This window comes from Paenibacillus sp. FSL H7-0942 (assembly GCF_045040715.1).
Classification (GTDB): Bacteria; Bacillota; Bacilli; order Paenibacillales; family Paenibacillaceae; genus Paenibacillus; species Paenibacillus amylolyticus.
Genome location: NZ_CP150279.1, coordinates 1,013,121 through 1,028,680, shown reverse-complemented (window position 1 = coordinate 1,028,680; position 15,560 = coordinate 1,013,121). Strand labels below are relative to the sequence as shown.

Here is a 15,560-nt window from a genome sequence, read left to right as displayed (position 1 = left end):
TATCACGTATAGATATTAATTACAATACTTAATTTAATAAAATTCATTTACCACAAATCAACTACCTTTACTGTGTTGCTCTCCTCTCTCCCAGTGAAAAGTTTATTATAGCTTAAATGACATTTTTTCCATTCATACATCGCAATACATGTCCAATTTATTTTAAACTTATTAGCCTAGATCTCCTCTCATATATTTTAGCTTCATTAATATGCTCAATTTAGGTTATCCTTTTATCAAGGTCATGCAAGATTACTGGGGGCACTGTAAGTTACCACGAGTATAAGTAGAAGTATTATAGAAGATACACAAAAAAAGTGATGCACGCATATAACTATACGTGAACCACTTTCTTGTGTGTGTTATTACATTATATATAGAAGGAAACTCTTAATGTTGTGCCTGCACTGATGCTGGAGGCGTCATCGTCATTTTTCCATTACCTGCTTTTTGCATGCCAACTCGTAGCAACGTAATTCCCCACGTAATAATCGAGATTAACAGAAGATGAACCATGTATCCCCCCACTGCTTCTCCACTATAGATCAAACGCATAAATCCCTGTACCCCATTGGAAGCGGGCAGAAAGTTTCCGATATAACGGTAGAATGGCGCCAGCATCTCGGCTGGAATGATATTTCCTGCTGTCATCAACTGGAGTGGAACCATCGCTACATTAAATAGAGGACCTGCATTGCCAAACAGGGCAAAACTCATTTGTGTAAAACAGATACAAGCCAGACTCACCAGCACATGATACAGATACAAAGCGCCGAAGGAGCTCGCAACATCTGTGAACTGAAGAGCTACTGTATCCACAATTAGGGGAACAATCAAAGCTATACACAATAACAGCAATTGCCGTCCCCAGAAGATTTCCCATTTGGAATGGGTACGCTTCATGATATTCGACGTAATATTAAACTGAATATTCATAGTCATCGAAGCAATATAGGTGATAAAACCCAGGATCATGGGCAGCATCGATGTTGCAAAATCACTCACGCTGTTCGTTTTATTAATTTCAGCCTTCACAGGCCCTTCATTCATCTTCGCCATCGCTTGTCCAATAGCTGCACTCAGTTCATCGCTGTTTATACTATCGTTATTGAGTGTCACTTGAACCTTGGATTCCAGAATCCCTTGACCCATTTGTGCAGTCATTCCGGTCGCAGCATGTTCCACAATGGATTTGGCTACATCGGCATTTCCCTGATTGATATAAAAGGGTAAGCTCGCCTCTGTGCCTCCTGCAATCTGGTCAGTGAATCCTTCCGGAATAACAATAACCATCGCATAGTTACCTGCATTCATCTGTTGCTCAGCTTCCTCGGCAGAACCCAGTACATTGACATGGAAAGGCGCGAGCGTTTCAATCTGCTTCTGCACCTCTTTTCCCTGTGTCCCGTCTTCGTTCACCAGAGCAACTTGAAGTTGATCCACTCTCTCCGTGGCTTGATGATAACCCGTCATCCAGATCACAACAAATAACAGCGGAACAATCAATGCAAAAACCAACCCTATTTTTGTCTGTGGCACTTTAAGAAAATCTTTGAAGCTTCTCATTCGTTCACGACTCCCATTAGTTAAAATTAAAATAATTGCACTACATATATATGCACATGCACATATTTGGTCAAAAAAATTTATTTCATCTTTTCATAGATGCGATTCATTACATTCATGAATGCTTCAAGCTCTTCAGGGGAACATTCGGCGAGTGCCTCTTGCTCTTGCTGTTTTGCCTTTGGTGTCAGAACGTTATTCATTTCCAGTCCTTCCGCCGTCAAACAAAGCAAAACCGCTCTGCGGTCCTGTGGATCTTCTTCTCTTGTCACCAGACCTTTACGAATCAACTTGTCTATAATTTTGCCTACCGTTGTCTGGTCCCGCACTGTTAATTCAGCCAGTTTTTTCTGTGATATATGGCTTCCAGCCTTGCTCAATTCATTCAGAACTGCAAATTGTTCCGGCGTAATATCCTGTTCACTCAGATTTCTGGTTGTTGTTTTTTTGTATGCCAGATACGTCCGTGACAGAATCAGTCCAAGTGGATTTTCATCCATATTAACAGGCATGCTGATGCTCCTTTCTCTATATAGTAGCACTACCATCTAATTTGCGTAAGCTCTATATTATTACCATATTTACATTACTGTCAATTTAATTTTTTATCTTTTCAAGCAAAAAGAGACCCACCCGTTAGTCAGGCAGCTCTCTCCTCTGGCATCGTCAAGCTATACTTACTCGGGCTTGCCACTTGAAGTTTCGGTATCGTCCTTCTTCTTTGTACCTTTACTTTTATAAGGCTTCGGGGCACTTTTCGCCCGGTTAGCAGCGGCTTGCCAACGGTTCCAGCCTTTTTTACCCGTACCACGGCCGGTGCCGCCTTTTCCTTTTGCATTGCTCATGTTATCACTCCAATAATCCTGTATATGCTTAAAAATGACCGTCCTCGGTAACTTATTATGCAACCCAGCCCATCTAATTCACTTCCAGCAATTCTTATTATACCAAAAATCCACGTCTTTACGTCCATTTCCATAAATCATTGTATTGTTATTCTGTTATGAAAGCGGTATAGTGGACATAATTGAAAGAGGAAGCTGCGTCTTCTTCGGGATTGTTACTGGTAAGCAGGCGATACCCAAACCAAGGCTGTCTATTAAGCCTTAGTTTGGGTTTTTTGTTTTTATTACGACCAATTGAGGTGAAACACATATATGATCATCCGTCAGATTTTTAACAACAATGTCATCCGGGCTGAGAACCAGGTTGGTCACGAATTTGTTGTCATTGGCAACGGTCTTGGCTTCAAAAAGAAAAATGGACAGCCTGTGGATGAGGATAAAATTGAAAAAACCTTTGTGCTTAAATCGGATAAAATACCACAAAAATTAATCGATTTGATTGGGGAAACATCTGTCGAATATTTGAAGTTAGCGGACGAAATTGTGGGCCATGCCAAACAGGAAATGGGCGATATTTTTAGTGATAATATCTATATATCATTGATCGATCATATTCAGTTTGCCATTACCCGGTACCGTAAATCCGTCGGGCTGAAGAATTCTCTTTTGTGGCAGATCAAGAAGTTTTACAAGAAGGAGTTTGGGATTGGCATGAACGCTGTGGAGCTGATTCAGGAACAATTCGGTATCCAAATGGATGAACATGAGGCCAGCTTTATTGCGATGCATTTTGTAAACGCTCGTCAAGATGCTCAGGGCATGAAACAAACCGTTGAAATTACCGAAGTTATTGATGATATCTTCAACATTGTGACCAACCATTACCACATCGCCCTGGATGAAAATTCATTTAATTATTCCCGGTTTATTACCCATCTTCAATATTTTGTGCAGCGAATGTTGAGTAATGAACAGGAGCAATTTGCTTCTGGAGATAACTTTCTGTATGAGCAGGTGAAGGACAAATATAGCAAGGCATTTGAATGCACGCAACGGATCAATCAGTACCTTGAAGACAAGTTTGAAAGTGCCATGTCCATTGATGAAAAGGTGTATTTGACGATCCATATTCAACGTGTCACTTCCCGTAACGAGTTGCTGGACACGGAATAAAAAAAGCTTGCAAACGATTTCGGCGTCATATATAGTAAGTCTCACAACTTAACGACAAGGATTGTTACTGCTCAAGCAGGCGATACCTAAATGATTGGCAACAGGTCATCTTTCCGATGATCATAGCCATTTGTTTAGGTATTTTTTTGTTTTCAGGCAATCTTAACAACAAAGGAGAATGAACATGGATCATAAAAAAATGGGGGATGACATCGTTCGTCTCGTCGGCGGAGAAGCCAATATCAATGGTCTTGTCCACTGTGCGACCCGGCTGAGATTCAACCTGAAAGATTCGAAAAAGGCCGAACGCGAAACGCTGGAAAAACACGATGGTATTATTACCGTTGTTGAAAGCGGCGGCCAGTTCCAGGTTGTCATCGGTAGTAACGTGGCTCATGTATATGCGGAGATTATGAAAAACCGGGATTTTGGAGGAGATTCCTCCTCATCGGCTGAGTCTACAGGGGAAAAAACCTCGCTATTATCCAAAGTTTTTGAAATTATATCCGGAAGTTTCTCACCGTTAATCCCGGCTATGGCAGGATCAGGTATGCTAAAAGCTTTGCTGACTGTCCTGACCATGCTCGGATGGATGTCGGATACAAGTGACACATACCTGATTTTATCTGCTGCCGGCAACGCTGTATTTTATTTCTTGCCTATCTTCCTTGGCATCACACTGGGTATGAAGCTGAAAGCCAATCCTTATGTAGCTGGCGTAATTGGTGCCGCTCTGATGGAACCGAGCTTCACCGGGCTGATGGATAAGGGCTCAGATGTATCGTTCCTGGGTATACCGGTTGTGATGATGAATTATTCAGCCAGCGTATTCCCAATCTTCATATCGATTAGTATCTACGCTGTTCTCGATAAATTACTCAAGAAAATCATTTTGAAAGACCTGCAATTGTTCCTTGTACCAATGATTGCTTTGATGATTATGGTTCCGCTGTCCGCAATGGCCTTTGGACCATTCGGTACCACGGTAGGTGACTGGATCTCCTCCGGCGTAACTTGGCTCATTGGGGTCAGCGGTATATTATCAGGGGTTGTACTGGGTGGATTCATGACCTTCATGGTTGTGTTCGGACTCCACTGGGGCTTCACTCCAATCACGATACAGAATATCGGGGTTGGCGGCGATCCGATTGAAGCCATGGCTGCTGCAGCTGTATTTGCACAAATCGGTGTAGCCTTCGGTATTTTCCTGAAAGCCAAAAAGAACAAAACCCTGCGCACTCTTGCTGGCTCAACCAGCCTTACAGGTTTACTTGCAGGAGTCACTGAACCAATTGTATACGGTCTGATCCTGCGTTATAAACGTGTGATTCCTATCGTGGTTATCGCAGGTGCGATCGGCGGTGCCATCAATGGTCACTTTGGTGTTAAAATGACTGCTTATGTGTTCCACAATATATTTGCCATTCCTGTCTATACACCAACGGTTGTCTACGTGATTGCGATTGCCTGCTCCTTTGCGGTAGCAGCAGTATTAACGGTGATGTTTGGTTATGAAAGCAAAAGCAAAGATACAGATTCCGAGAAAAATAATTCTGTCTCCAGCACATCGGCTGAAAGTACGCCGGTAGAGCTTCCTGTCGTACCTGAGACCAAAACAACGGAGATCAAGAAAGAACAAATTTATAGCCCACTTACAGGTAAAGCCGTAGCACTGAATACCATTAACGACCCAGCCTTTTCGACTGGTGCTATGGGCAAAGGTTTGGCGATTGTCCCTGAGATTGGCGAAGTTGTCGCTCCCGTAGATGGCGTTGTAACTTCCCTCTTCCCAACTGGACATGCCATTGGATTAACAACCAACGCAGGAACGGAAATCCTGATTCATATCGGCATCAATACAGTAGCGCTAAAGGGAAAACACTTCTCTCCAGTTGTTCAGGAAGGTGATATCGTCAGACAGGGCGATCTGTTGATCCAGTTTGACATCGATAAGATCAAGGAAGCCGGATACGAAACCGTAACCCCTGTCATTGTGACCCTAACGCAGCAGGAAGTGGATGTATTCGAAACAACTCAGGAACAGGTACAGAAAAATGATGTCCTGCTGACTCTCGTAGTCTGACCCAACTTATATTATACGAATTCAATTTAGGAGGAACTAACTATGAAACATACTCAACTGAAACCATTTCCTAAAGATTTTTTCTGGGGAGGTTCAACCTCTGCCTATCAGATTGAGGGAGCCTGGAATGAAGATGGTAAAGGCCCTTCTGTCATCGACATGGGGAATCATGTGGAAGGTGTAACCGACTTCAAGGTAACCAGTGATCACTATCATATGTACAAAGAAGATGTGGCGTTGCTGGCTGAAATGGGCTTCAAAGCCTACCGTTTCTCGATCGCATGGACACGCATCTATCCGCAAGGAGCAGGTGAAGTGAATCCGAAGGGCCTCGCCTTTTACGATTCCCTCATTAATGAGTTAATTAAATACGGTATTGAACCCATAGTGACGATGTATCACTTCGATCTTCCTTATGCGCTTGAGGAAAAAGGTGGCTGGTCCAACCGTGCAACGATTGATGCTTTTGAACAATATGCCAAGACCCTTTATGAGAACTACGGAGATCGGGTTAAATATTGGCTGACCATCAACGAACAAAATATGCTAATCCTGCATCCTGGCTCTCTGGGTACACTGGATACAACACTTGTTGATCCGCAAAAAACACTGTATCAGCAAAATCACCACATGCTGGTTGCTCAAGCTAAAGCTATGGTCCTGTGTCATGATATGCTGCCTGAAGCCAAGATTGGCCCAGCTCCTAATATCGGTGTAATTTACCCGGCGAGCTCCAAACCGGAAGACACACTCGCGGCTGATAACTATGCTGCCATTCGTAACTGGCTCTATCTCGATATGGCGGTATATGGACGTTATAATCATATTGCCTGGAGTTATCTCGAAGAGAAAGGATATACGCCTGTCATTGAAGACGGAGATATGGATATCCTAGCTCAAGGAAACCCTGACTTTATTGCGTTCAACTACTACACTTCCCAGACGGTTGGTGAAAGTCTGAACGATGGCAATGACTTCTCCCATACAGGAGACCAGCATGAAATCGTAGGTGAACCGGGCGCATATAGAGGATCTGTGAATCCCAATCTGCAAAAAACGGAGTTTGGCTGGGAAATTGATCCCGTGGGCTTCCGCTCTACCCTGCGCCAGATCTACTCCCGTTATCACCTGCCATTGATTGTTACGGAAAATGGTCTGGGTGCCTTTGATAAACTGGAGGAAGGCGACGTGGTTAACGATCCATATCGTATTGAATTCTTCAATAAACATATCGAACAGATTCAACTGGCGATTACGGACGGCGTGGATGTATTTGGCTTCTGCCCTTGGTCTGCGATCGATCTGGTCAGCACACATCAAGGGTCGAGCAAACGTTATGGATTCATCTATGTGGATCGTGAGGAATTCGATATCAAGGAATTGAGACGTATCCGCAAACAGAGTTTCCACTGGTATCAAAAACTGATTGAAACGAATGGAGAAATTCGTTAATACACGCACTAATAAAAAAGTCGACTGCACATGAAACATGTGTACTCGACTTTTTTGGTGTTGATGCATTGATATGGAAGCTTTCTTTTCCAATTATAAAATTACATTTCAGCCTTCGGTTGTTTTACCGCTTTGGCCCCTCTGAGTACTCGTAGGGATAACAGGAAACAGATCGCCAGAACGGCAGCTGCCGAAACATAAGGATAGTTAATATTCACATCGAACAGCGCTCCAGCTACGATTGGACCTGCGATATTCCCCAAACTGGTATACGCCGAGTTCAGTCCGGCCACAAAGCCCTGTTGTTCTTGTGCCAGTTTGGACATCTGTGTACTGATCGCCGGACGTAAAATATCCATACCCAGAAAGACGATAAACGTTACGACGAGAATCATCCAGTACGTACTTACAAACAAGGTCAACAGTACAAATACGGCTACAAATAACAGACAGACTGAAATGACCATCTTTTCACCAAATCGATTGAGCAACCAACCGATCAGGGATACTTGCACAACCGCACCTGCGATGGAACCAAATGTAATAATAAATGCAATGTCTTTGGTCGTGAAGCCAAACTTGTGATCCACAAATAGTGAAAATACCGTCTCATAGTTCGCCAGACCAAATGCCATAACAAATACAATAATCAAACTGAAAAAGTACGGTTCACGGTATGAATTCAGCAATTGGGATACCATACCCGGAGCTTTGAACTTCTCTGCGCCAGCTACAGGTTTAGTTTGCTCTCCTGTGCTTCGCGTGGATTCCGGCAAAATAATCAATGTAATGATGGATGCCAGCAAACCGGCAACCCCAGCGGCGTAGAATGGAATTCGAATGCCAAAGTCCGCAATGTATCCACCAATTCCCGGACCGATGATAAATCCGGTTGTAATCGCTGCATTAATCAATCCCATACCTTTGCCGCGTTCTTCCTCTGTTGTAATATCTGCGGTGTAAGCCATAACCGCCGGGAAGATCATCGCCGCACCAATACCACCAAGCATCCGGGCTGCGAAGAGCAAGACTGGTGCATTGACCGCACCAAACATAAACTCGGATACGGCAAAGATCAGCATTCCACCAACGATAATTTTTTTACGTCCCCATGTATCCGACCAACGACCCGCAAGCGGGGAGAACAGAAACTGGGTGAAGGAAAAGGCCGCTACCAGCAATCCAACCGTGAATCCGGTGATATGCAGTAGATCCATATACGCAGGCATGATCGGTACAACCAGACCAATACCCGTAAAAACGAGAAAAATATTAAACATTAACAGCAGCAGTGCGCCCCTGTTCCGTGTTAGTAATGCCATGATTCCATCCTCCGTAGTTGTCAAAATGTTGCTTAAGCTTTATCTTTTGCAATCCCATGTAAGAATACACTGGCAGCCTGGCGGTATAACGCAAGAGCCTGATCAGGCTCCATCCCCCGTGACATCTGACTAAGGCCAATAATGGTACTTTCCAATATCAGTGCGAGATTATCTACATTGCCTGCTTTGAACTCACCGCTCTCAATGCCTTGCTCTATCATTTGTTTATTAAATTGAATATGCCGCTCAAACATTAAGGAGATTCGCTCCTCAATATCATTTTCTTTCTTTTCCCCTGTGAAGAACTCATCAGCTGCCTTCGTCAGCGGGTGATTCATATCATCCAGAACTAATTGTTCCGCCAAACCATAAACCTTCTCCGTGGAGGTGCGATAGAGATGTTCTTTAGCCGCCCAGCTCTCTTCCCACTCCCGGTCCCACTCATCGATTAGATAGAGGAACAGGCCTTCCTTACTTTTAAAATGGTAATATATATTGCCTTTGCTGCTGCCCGTCGCAGCTACAATATCCTCAATGGACGTTGCTTTATAACCTTTTTGTACAAAAAGGGCTTTGGAAGCATCCGCAAGTTTTTTCTTGGTCTGCTCGGTTTGAAGTTGCTTTTTATTCATATTCATTCCATTTCACTCCGTCCCATGCATACTGAACATTCGTTCTGTATTTTAACAGATGCACCCGATATAAGCAATGAAAAAGGAGAATTGGCACGCATGCCCACTCTCCCTCCACAATCATTTCACTTTTTTACCTTTACCATGCAATATTTTCAGTTGACCATTCTCATAACCTAACTGATACTCGACCCGATATTGCGATAGTATATATTCCCCATCTTTGCGTTCATTTGCTGTAATCATTGCCTTCACTTCCATCTCGTCATCGCCTTTGTTGACCGAGGATACCTCACTGATGGTCACCTCACTTGTATTCAGATATCCTTCTCTGAACTTGGCATATGTTGTAGCACTCTGCCACTCGCTTCCGAGCAGTGCATAAGCGGTGACATAATCACTCAGATTAAGGCTTGTATAAAAGTCCGTTACTATTCCTTCTGCTTGCAATGTCTTAGTGGCTGAACCCAGGTGAGTATCTCCAACCGTCCGCACCGACGTTGTGCCAGAAGGATTTTTGGACCACGCCTGCACCTGCTTGAGCACACTAGTCATAGGGATGCTGAATCCTATTCCCCCCTCCTGCTCCACGACCGCCGAATTAATGCCGATCACTTCACCAGTCTCCGCACTAATGAGTGGTCCACCACTGTTGCCATGGGTTATTGGTGCCGAGATCTGATAGAGGTTACTATAGATGTAAGGCGCTATTTCAAAGCTACGCCCCAATCCACTGATGATTCCGGTCGTTACGGTGTTCTCTAGCCCAAGTGGACTACCCAATGCCAGAATCTCGTCTCCGGTCTCAGCTTTGGATTTGGCGATGATTAACGGCTTAACTTTTTTCAAATCAGGAACCCTGACTACAGCTACGTCTGTTTCATCCCCAATACCAATAACCGTCCCCTTATATTCCTCATGGTTCAAGGTCCGAATAGTTACTTCATTCGCCCCCTCCACCACATGCGCATTGGTCACGACATCTCCCTGATCATTGTAGAGAAAACCGGAGCCCAATCCGCTGCTACTCTCGATCGTTACAACTTTCTTCTGGCTTTCTTCTATAATCTGTTTGCGTGTCTTCTTCACAGGTTGCTTGGAGGCAGTCGTCGCTGCCGCATTTTCCGTTTCCTTCGCGGCAACAACTGCCAGTCTGGGCCCATCCTGCAACTGATCTGCTGAATGCTGGTGTATCCAGAACACGCCTCCTGCTCCAGCACCAATGATAATAGCACTGGATATGATCATACTCCATGTTCGTTTGGTCATTCCAACCTGTCCTCCTATTCGAGATACCACGTTGCATTCACAACAGAGATTTCCGCTTCCTCGTACACACCATAATAATAGGTTTCAAAGAAACCTTCTTCCCCCACATCCAGCCAGCTTGGATACACATCTGCATAAGTTTGGCCCAGATATATACCGTCTATATTATAAATATCAATCAACACTGTAATGGAAGAGATCGGACGAGTTGCATTATTGATCAATGAACCGCTAATATAAAGATCCCCGTACATATCAAGCGTCGCATCAACGTTCACGACACTTACTGCCGCCGTTCGATTCATCAGATCTTCTTCTGCAGCCTGTTGCTCCGCCAGTTGAATCCGATCCGCTTCCGCTTTTTCAAATGCCTTTTTCTCAGTGAGCACCCGTTCACGATACGAAGTCAGTTTTTCATTTTCCGGCGCATAGGACAATCCCTGGTCGACCGTTTGTAACGCAATTGTGAAATTCTTTTGCTTTACTTGCTGTTCCGCCTCTTTATAACTTATGCTTGCGAGCTTGTCGACAATTTGCTTCTCTACTGTCTCAGCTTCCTTGCCTTTCAAGTCTGATATGGTTTCCAACTTCTCGGCTAGTGCCTCAATTGTTGTCAAACTGTCGATTTCCTTTTTCACCTTCAATACGGCCAGCGTTACCTTTCTGTTGTTGAATGCGGCACGCACTTTGGCAAAAACAGGTTCTTCCCGCTCCATCAACGCTTTGGCTACAGCCTGAATGGTCTTGTCTCCTGCGGACAGCCTTCCTGTCTTCAGACTTGTGGACGCCTCATCCAACTGATTCATCAAGTTGAACGCCTTCGCCGTAATTTGCCGATCCTGTATAAGTGCATCATAGTTCGGTCGTTTCGTTAGAGCGCTGTCCAGCAGTTGGAGAGCCTCTTTATATTTCCCCTCTAGTGCAGCCCGTTCCGCCTGTTGGTGCAGTGATTTAACCTCTGCATTTATACCTGTTTCCTGCTTGTAATAATACGTTAGCAAAGCTCCCACAACTACTGCCAGAAGTATGGGAATAATCCAGCTAAATGCAAGGCCTTGACCCGTATTTCCCTGTTTGGAAGCTGGTTGCTGCTGACGGGACAACGAATCAATTGCTTTTTGCGTTCCTTTATCCAAGTCAATGGCTGTTTCTGCCCAGATCTGTTCCTCTGTAGAGCTTGTTTCTTTCAATTTGGTTCTACACTTTCTGCACGTGTTATCCGCCGGACTGTTTTTGGTCCCACATACATGACAATACACCCTGATCCCTCCACTTAAGAACATATGTATACTTCGCTTTCCCGGGGTTCGCCTATCGCATCAATTGCTAAAAAACACCAACATGAATCGATAATTATCATATAGCAAAAAGGAATATTACACCATATGTTCTGTAGATATCATGTTTAAACGAGTCATACTGGATGCAAAAAAACCTTCCTATTAATCTAGGAAGGCTCTAGTTATTTTCATTTTATTACTCCGAAGGAAAAGCGCTGAGATCCATATAGGAAACTTCCCACAGGTGATCATCCAGATCCTGAAAACTCCATCCGTACATAAATCCGTGATCCTGTGGTTCGTTGGATGGCTTCCCTCCTGCATCGAGGGCAGCTTGTACAATCACATCTACCTGCTCACGGCTATCTACAGACAGGGCAACAATGACTTCGGTTGTATCGGCGGCATTGGAGATTTTTTTTGAAATGAAGGATTGGAAACGTTCCTCCACCAGAAGCATGGCATAAATATTATCCCCGATGATCATACAAGTAGCAGACTCGTCCGTAAAATTGGCGTCAAACTCAAATCCCACCTTAGTAAAAAACTCAACGGATTTCTTCAAATCTTGAACAGGTAAATTGACAAAGATCTGCTTAGCACGAATAGCCACCATCGATCACCTCGAACTCATAGAATACATTCCACCTCAAAATAACACCTCGCGAATACGCTGTCAATTGAATATAATGGAGACATTCCAACTTGTGAGGTGACACGGATGTTGCTCCGTATTGTTCGAAGTAAGTAGTCGTCGGGCTGGGTCAAAACGCGTACCAGCTATCAAGGGACACGTCTGTCCATTTGATCCTATTCGACCATTTACATTAGAACGATTTGGCATAACTCTTTTGTCCTGTTCAAACAAATCACATTGGAGGAATATGAAAATGAAAAACAAAATAGATTACGATGACTTTTATGAACGCGTAGGCCGGACGAATGGCTGGAACTTCAGCTCCATGAACGTTGTCTCGGAGAACATCGGATGGAACTTCTATGAGGAAGTTGTTCGCCATACGCGATCGTCCGATCTGTTGCTGGATATTGGAACAGGTGGTGGAGAAGCTATTCTGTCCATTGCGGAAGATGCCTTATTACTGGTGGGAATTGATCTCGCTCAAGGAATGATTGAGACCGCACAGCATAATCTTCAGGCTACGGACGGTCATTCCAATGTACGCTTTCTTCATATGGACGCAGAAAAACTGCATTTTCCAGATTACTTCTTTAATGTGGTATCTTCCAGACACTCTAGGTTCTCTGCTTCAGAAGTATTTAGAGTTCTTGCTCAGGGTGGGATATTTCTAACCCAGCAGGTCAGCGAACATGATAAATCCAACCTTTCAGTAGCTTTTGGCCGTGGCCAAAGTTTTGGCATTCAACCTGGCACATTGATGGAACGATACAAGCATGAACTTCAAATAGCAGGTTTCCGTGACATTCAGGCCCGTGAATATAATGTGGTGGAGCATTACGCTACACCCGAAGATTTCATGTTTCTCCTAACCCATGCACCCATCATTCCTGATTTCGGAAAGGTAGACACTGACTTCGAGCGATTCCAGCAGTTTGTGAAAGAACATCACGACGAGAAGGGCATTCGTACCAACTCGGCACGCTTCATGATTACTGCTCGGAAATAAATGATTCCATATTGAATAAAATGAAACAATAAAGACCCGGTCACATGTGAGAACCATAACATGGTGACCGGGTCTTTATATTATGCTTTCGAGGCTATATTAAATCGGAGTTACTGCGTAATCTCCAACTTTTCCAAAAAAGGCTTTAATTTATCCACGACATAGTGGCTTCCACCTCGGCCGTTCACCTCTTCAATTACAGCGGATAACAGAAAGCTCGGAGAATCAGTATCAAACACTACGAAAAATCCGTTTTCCTGACCCTTCTCTCCCTTTTTTGCTTTCAGTTCCGCTGTTCCCGTCTTGCCCGCGAGCCCTCCAGGTATTGAATTCAAGGTGTGGGCCGTACCTCCCTGCCGGGAAACAACTTCTCCCAAAGCATCCTTAACCGTATTTGCGGCTTCCGGAGTAATAATTACCTCAGGCTCAGTGCTTTCTTTTCCCTCGATCAGAACAGGTTTCACCAGTTTCCCTTCATTAATAAAAGGTGTAAATGACGATGCCAGATGAATCGGGGACATCAACATCTCCCCTTGCCCGTAGGACGTATCAGCGAGCAACACCTCGGAAGACAGATCCAGATGTGCTTCGTTGGCATATTGGCTTGGCTTCAGATACAGTTCATCCAGTCCAAAGTTATCGCCAAAACCAAACTTCTGGATCCCATCAATAAACTTGGCGCTACCCATCTCGATCGCTTCCATCGCAAAGTAAATATTGTCCGAATACACCAGAGCATCGACCATGTTAACCGGGGATAAACTCTTCACACGCTTAACATAATAACCGCCCCAGCTATCGTCTTTGCGCCATTGCAAGCCAGAGATATCATGGGTTTTGTCCGCTGTAGTCACCTTCTCCAGCAGTCCCGCTGCGGCTGTAATCGCTTTGAAAGTTGATCCTGGTGCATACCGGGTAGTGACTCTGTTGATAAAAGGAAGCTTCTCATTCGCCGAATAAGCATCCCACTCTACCTGAGTAAGTCCTGTAACCATTTTGTTCGGGTTATAGGAAGGCGCACTGACCAACGCCAACAGGTTGCCGTCCGTCGGATCCATCAGAACCATTGCACCGGCATCTCCACCACTGGATAATGTCTGATACAATTTCTTTTGTTGTTTGGAGCTAATCGTCAGTTGAACATTCTGTCCATCTACAGCATCCTTACGAATAAGCTCAGAACGGGAGTTACCGGATTCATCTGTGATTTCAATCAGACCACCACGTTCACCACGCAGCTGCTTCTCCATGGACTGCTCCAAACCCGCTTTGCCAATCCAATCTTCTGCGCGATAATATCCTTCCGTATCCTTATCCAGATCTTCCTTGGTGGCTTTGCGCACGTATCCAATCAGGTGTGCAGCCGCATTGCCGAGTGGATAATAGCGGATTTCCTTGCTTTGCATCGTAACCCCGCTTAAAGATTCTGGTACGTCAAACTCCTCCGTTGAACCAATCGGGACAAAATACTCCGGCTTCACCCATGTCTGCGCAAGCGCCTTCTGAATGGCATCTTCCGAAACCTGATAATGGCTCGCGATTCGGGCAATCATCTGGTCCGGGTTATCACCAAGTTTCTCAGGTACAATGCCCCATTCATTCATCGTACCCTTGGTAGCGAGCGGCAAACCATCACGATCCACAATGTCTCCACGATCCGGGAACAGTGTCCTCACTCGTACCTTACTGCCCTTAACCATGTCATTCAGGATCAGTGAAGGCTGCCAGTTAATTTTCCAGTTTTTGCCCCCGTCCTCAAGCTCCTGCCGGACCAGTTTTAATGTATGCGTCTCACTGACTTCACCCAAAAAAGTTGTCAGTTGCAGGTTGTAATCCACCTCATACGTATCCGGGTTTTGTTTCTCTGCATCGGTCTTACTGCCATCGGAAGTCGTTTCGGCAACCTCCACAGGTTTAACCTCCGCCTTGACGGTGGATACTTCCATACCCGAATAGATCGCATTGTATTTCTCAACAAATTGTTCCTTGTTCATGCCCGACTCTTGCAGCGAAGCAGGTGTCATCAAGGTGTACAACTGGTCAAATTCTTTTTTTTGCAGATGCTCTATGTACTGATTCACGGTAGTCTGGGGCTTAGCCTCTGCTTCTTTGTTATTCTGCATGTATAGATACATTCCGATTCCACCTGCAAACAAGATGGGCAGCAGTCCGTACATTAATTTACGTTTGGATTTCATGGTTACATCACCTCTAATATACACTATAGATTTCCAGAGCCATTTAAACAATGAAACAAATCTGACGAATTTATCATTAAAAATAGCCGAAAGC

13 protein-coding genes are annotated in these 15,560 nt (G+C 44.4%); 4 read left to right on the top strand and 9 right to left on the bottom strand.

The genetic code is table 11. The features are described 5' to 3' along the window. Positions 1-390: 390 nt before the first annotated feature. The 3 genes from MHI48_RS04660 to MHI48_RS04650 all read right to left on the bottom strand — a co-directional run bounded on the left by MHI48_RS04660 (position 391) and on the right by MHI48_RS04650 (position 2,411). Complete coding sequence (locus tag MHI48_RS04660; protein WP_076329488.1) at positions 391-1,566, bottom strand: YhgE/Pip domain-containing protein; 1,176 nt, start codon at positions 1,564-1,566, stop codon at positions 391-393. An 80-nt stretch (positions 1,567-1,646) separates the two neighbouring features. Next, positions 1,647-2,078, bottom strand: a complete 432-nt coding sequence (locus tag MHI48_RS04655; RefSeq protein WP_036605963.1) for a MarR family winged helix-turn-helix transcriptional regulator — start codon at positions 2,076-2,078, stop codon at positions 1,647-1,649. A gap of 165 nt (positions 2,079-2,243) precedes the next feature. Further along, the gene (locus MHI48_RS04650; protein WP_074093608.1) at positions 2,244-2,411 is read right to left on the bottom strand and encodes a DUF3934 family protein; all 168 of its coding nucleotides are present in this window, start codon (positions 2,409-2,411) and stop codon (positions 2,244-2,246) included. 312 nt (positions 2,412-2,723) lie between these two features. On the opposite strand from MHI48_RS04650, the gene licT reads away from it, so the two are divergent. The 3 genes from licT to MHI48_RS04635 all read left to right on the top strand — a co-directional run bounded on the left by licT (position 2,724) and on the right by MHI48_RS04635 (position 7,119). Beyond that, positions 2,724-3,584 carry a BglG family transcription antiterminator LicT gene (gene licT, locus MHI48_RS04645; RefSeq protein WP_076329489.1) on the top strand — a complete coding sequence of 287 codons (861 nt, stop codon included), beginning with the start codon at positions 2,724-2,726 and terminating at the stop codon, positions 3,582-3,584. A 184-nt stretch (positions 3,585-3,768) separates the two neighbouring features. Continuing rightward, on the top strand, positions 3,769-5,667 hold the full coding sequence (locus MHI48_RS04640; RefSeq protein ID WP_076329490.1) for a beta-glucoside-specific PTS transporter subunit IIABC: 1,899 nt from the start codon (positions 3,769-3,771) through the stop codon (positions 5,665-5,667). A gap of 42 nt (positions 5,668-5,709) precedes the next feature. Next, positions 5,710-7,119 carry a glycoside hydrolase family 1 protein gene (locus MHI48_RS04635; RefSeq protein WP_076329491.1) on the top strand — a complete coding sequence of 470 codons (1,410 nt, stop codon included), beginning with the start codon at positions 5,710-5,712 and terminating at the stop codon, positions 7,117-7,119. 101 nt (positions 7,120-7,220) lie between these two features. Here the strand turns inward: MHI48_RS04635 and MHI48_RS04630 are convergent, their stop codons facing one another. From MHI48_RS04630 to MHI48_RS04610, 5 genes are all read right to left on the bottom strand, one after another. Then, positions 7,221-8,441: an MFS transporter gene (locus tag MHI48_RS04630; protein ID WP_076329492.1), complete on the bottom strand. Its 1,221-nt coding sequence runs from the start codon at positions 8,439-8,441 to the stop codon at positions 7,221-7,223. A 32-nt stretch (positions 8,442-8,473) separates the two neighbouring features. Continuing rightward, positions 8,474-9,073: a TetR/AcrR family transcriptional regulator gene (locus MHI48_RS04625; protein WP_076329588.1), complete on the bottom strand. Its 600-nt coding sequence runs from the start codon at positions 9,071-9,073 to the stop codon at positions 8,474-8,476. Between the two features lie 120 nt (positions 9,074-9,193). After that, positions 9,194-10,342, bottom strand: coding sequence for a S1C family serine protease (locus tag MHI48_RS04620; RefSeq protein ID WP_405143187.1), 1,149 nt, complete (start codon positions 10,340-10,342; stop codon positions 9,194-9,196). A 14-nt stretch (positions 10,343-10,356) separates the two neighbouring features. Next, positions 10,357-11,532, bottom strand: a complete 1,176-nt coding sequence (locus MHI48_RS04615; RefSeq protein ID WP_179086589.1) for an FxLYD domain-containing protein — start codon at positions 11,530-11,532, stop codon at positions 10,357-10,359. A gap of 286 nt (positions 11,533-11,818) precedes the next feature. Beyond that, a complete protein-coding gene (locus tag MHI48_RS04610) occupies positions 11,819-12,235 on the bottom strand; it encodes a VOC family protein (RefSeq protein WP_036606080.1) in 417 nt (138 codons plus the stop codon). 277 nt (positions 12,236-12,512) lie between these two features. Between MHI48_RS04610 and MHI48_RS04605 the strand changes: the two genes are divergently transcribed. Continuing rightward, positions 12,513-13,268 carry a class I SAM-dependent methyltransferase gene (locus MHI48_RS04605; protein ID WP_076329495.1) on the top strand — a complete coding sequence of 252 codons (756 nt, stop codon included), beginning with the start codon at positions 12,513-12,515 and terminating at the stop codon, positions 13,266-13,268. A gap of 110 nt (positions 13,269-13,378) precedes the next feature. Here MHI48_RS04605 and MHI48_RS04600 read toward each other — a convergent pair whose 3' ends face one another. Then, positions 13,379-15,466: a penicillin-binding transpeptidase domain-containing protein gene (locus MHI48_RS04600; RefSeq protein ID WP_076329496.1), complete on the bottom strand. Its 2,088-nt coding sequence runs from the start codon at positions 15,464-15,466 to the stop codon at positions 13,379-13,381. Positions 15,467-15,560 lie beyond the last annotated feature (94 nt).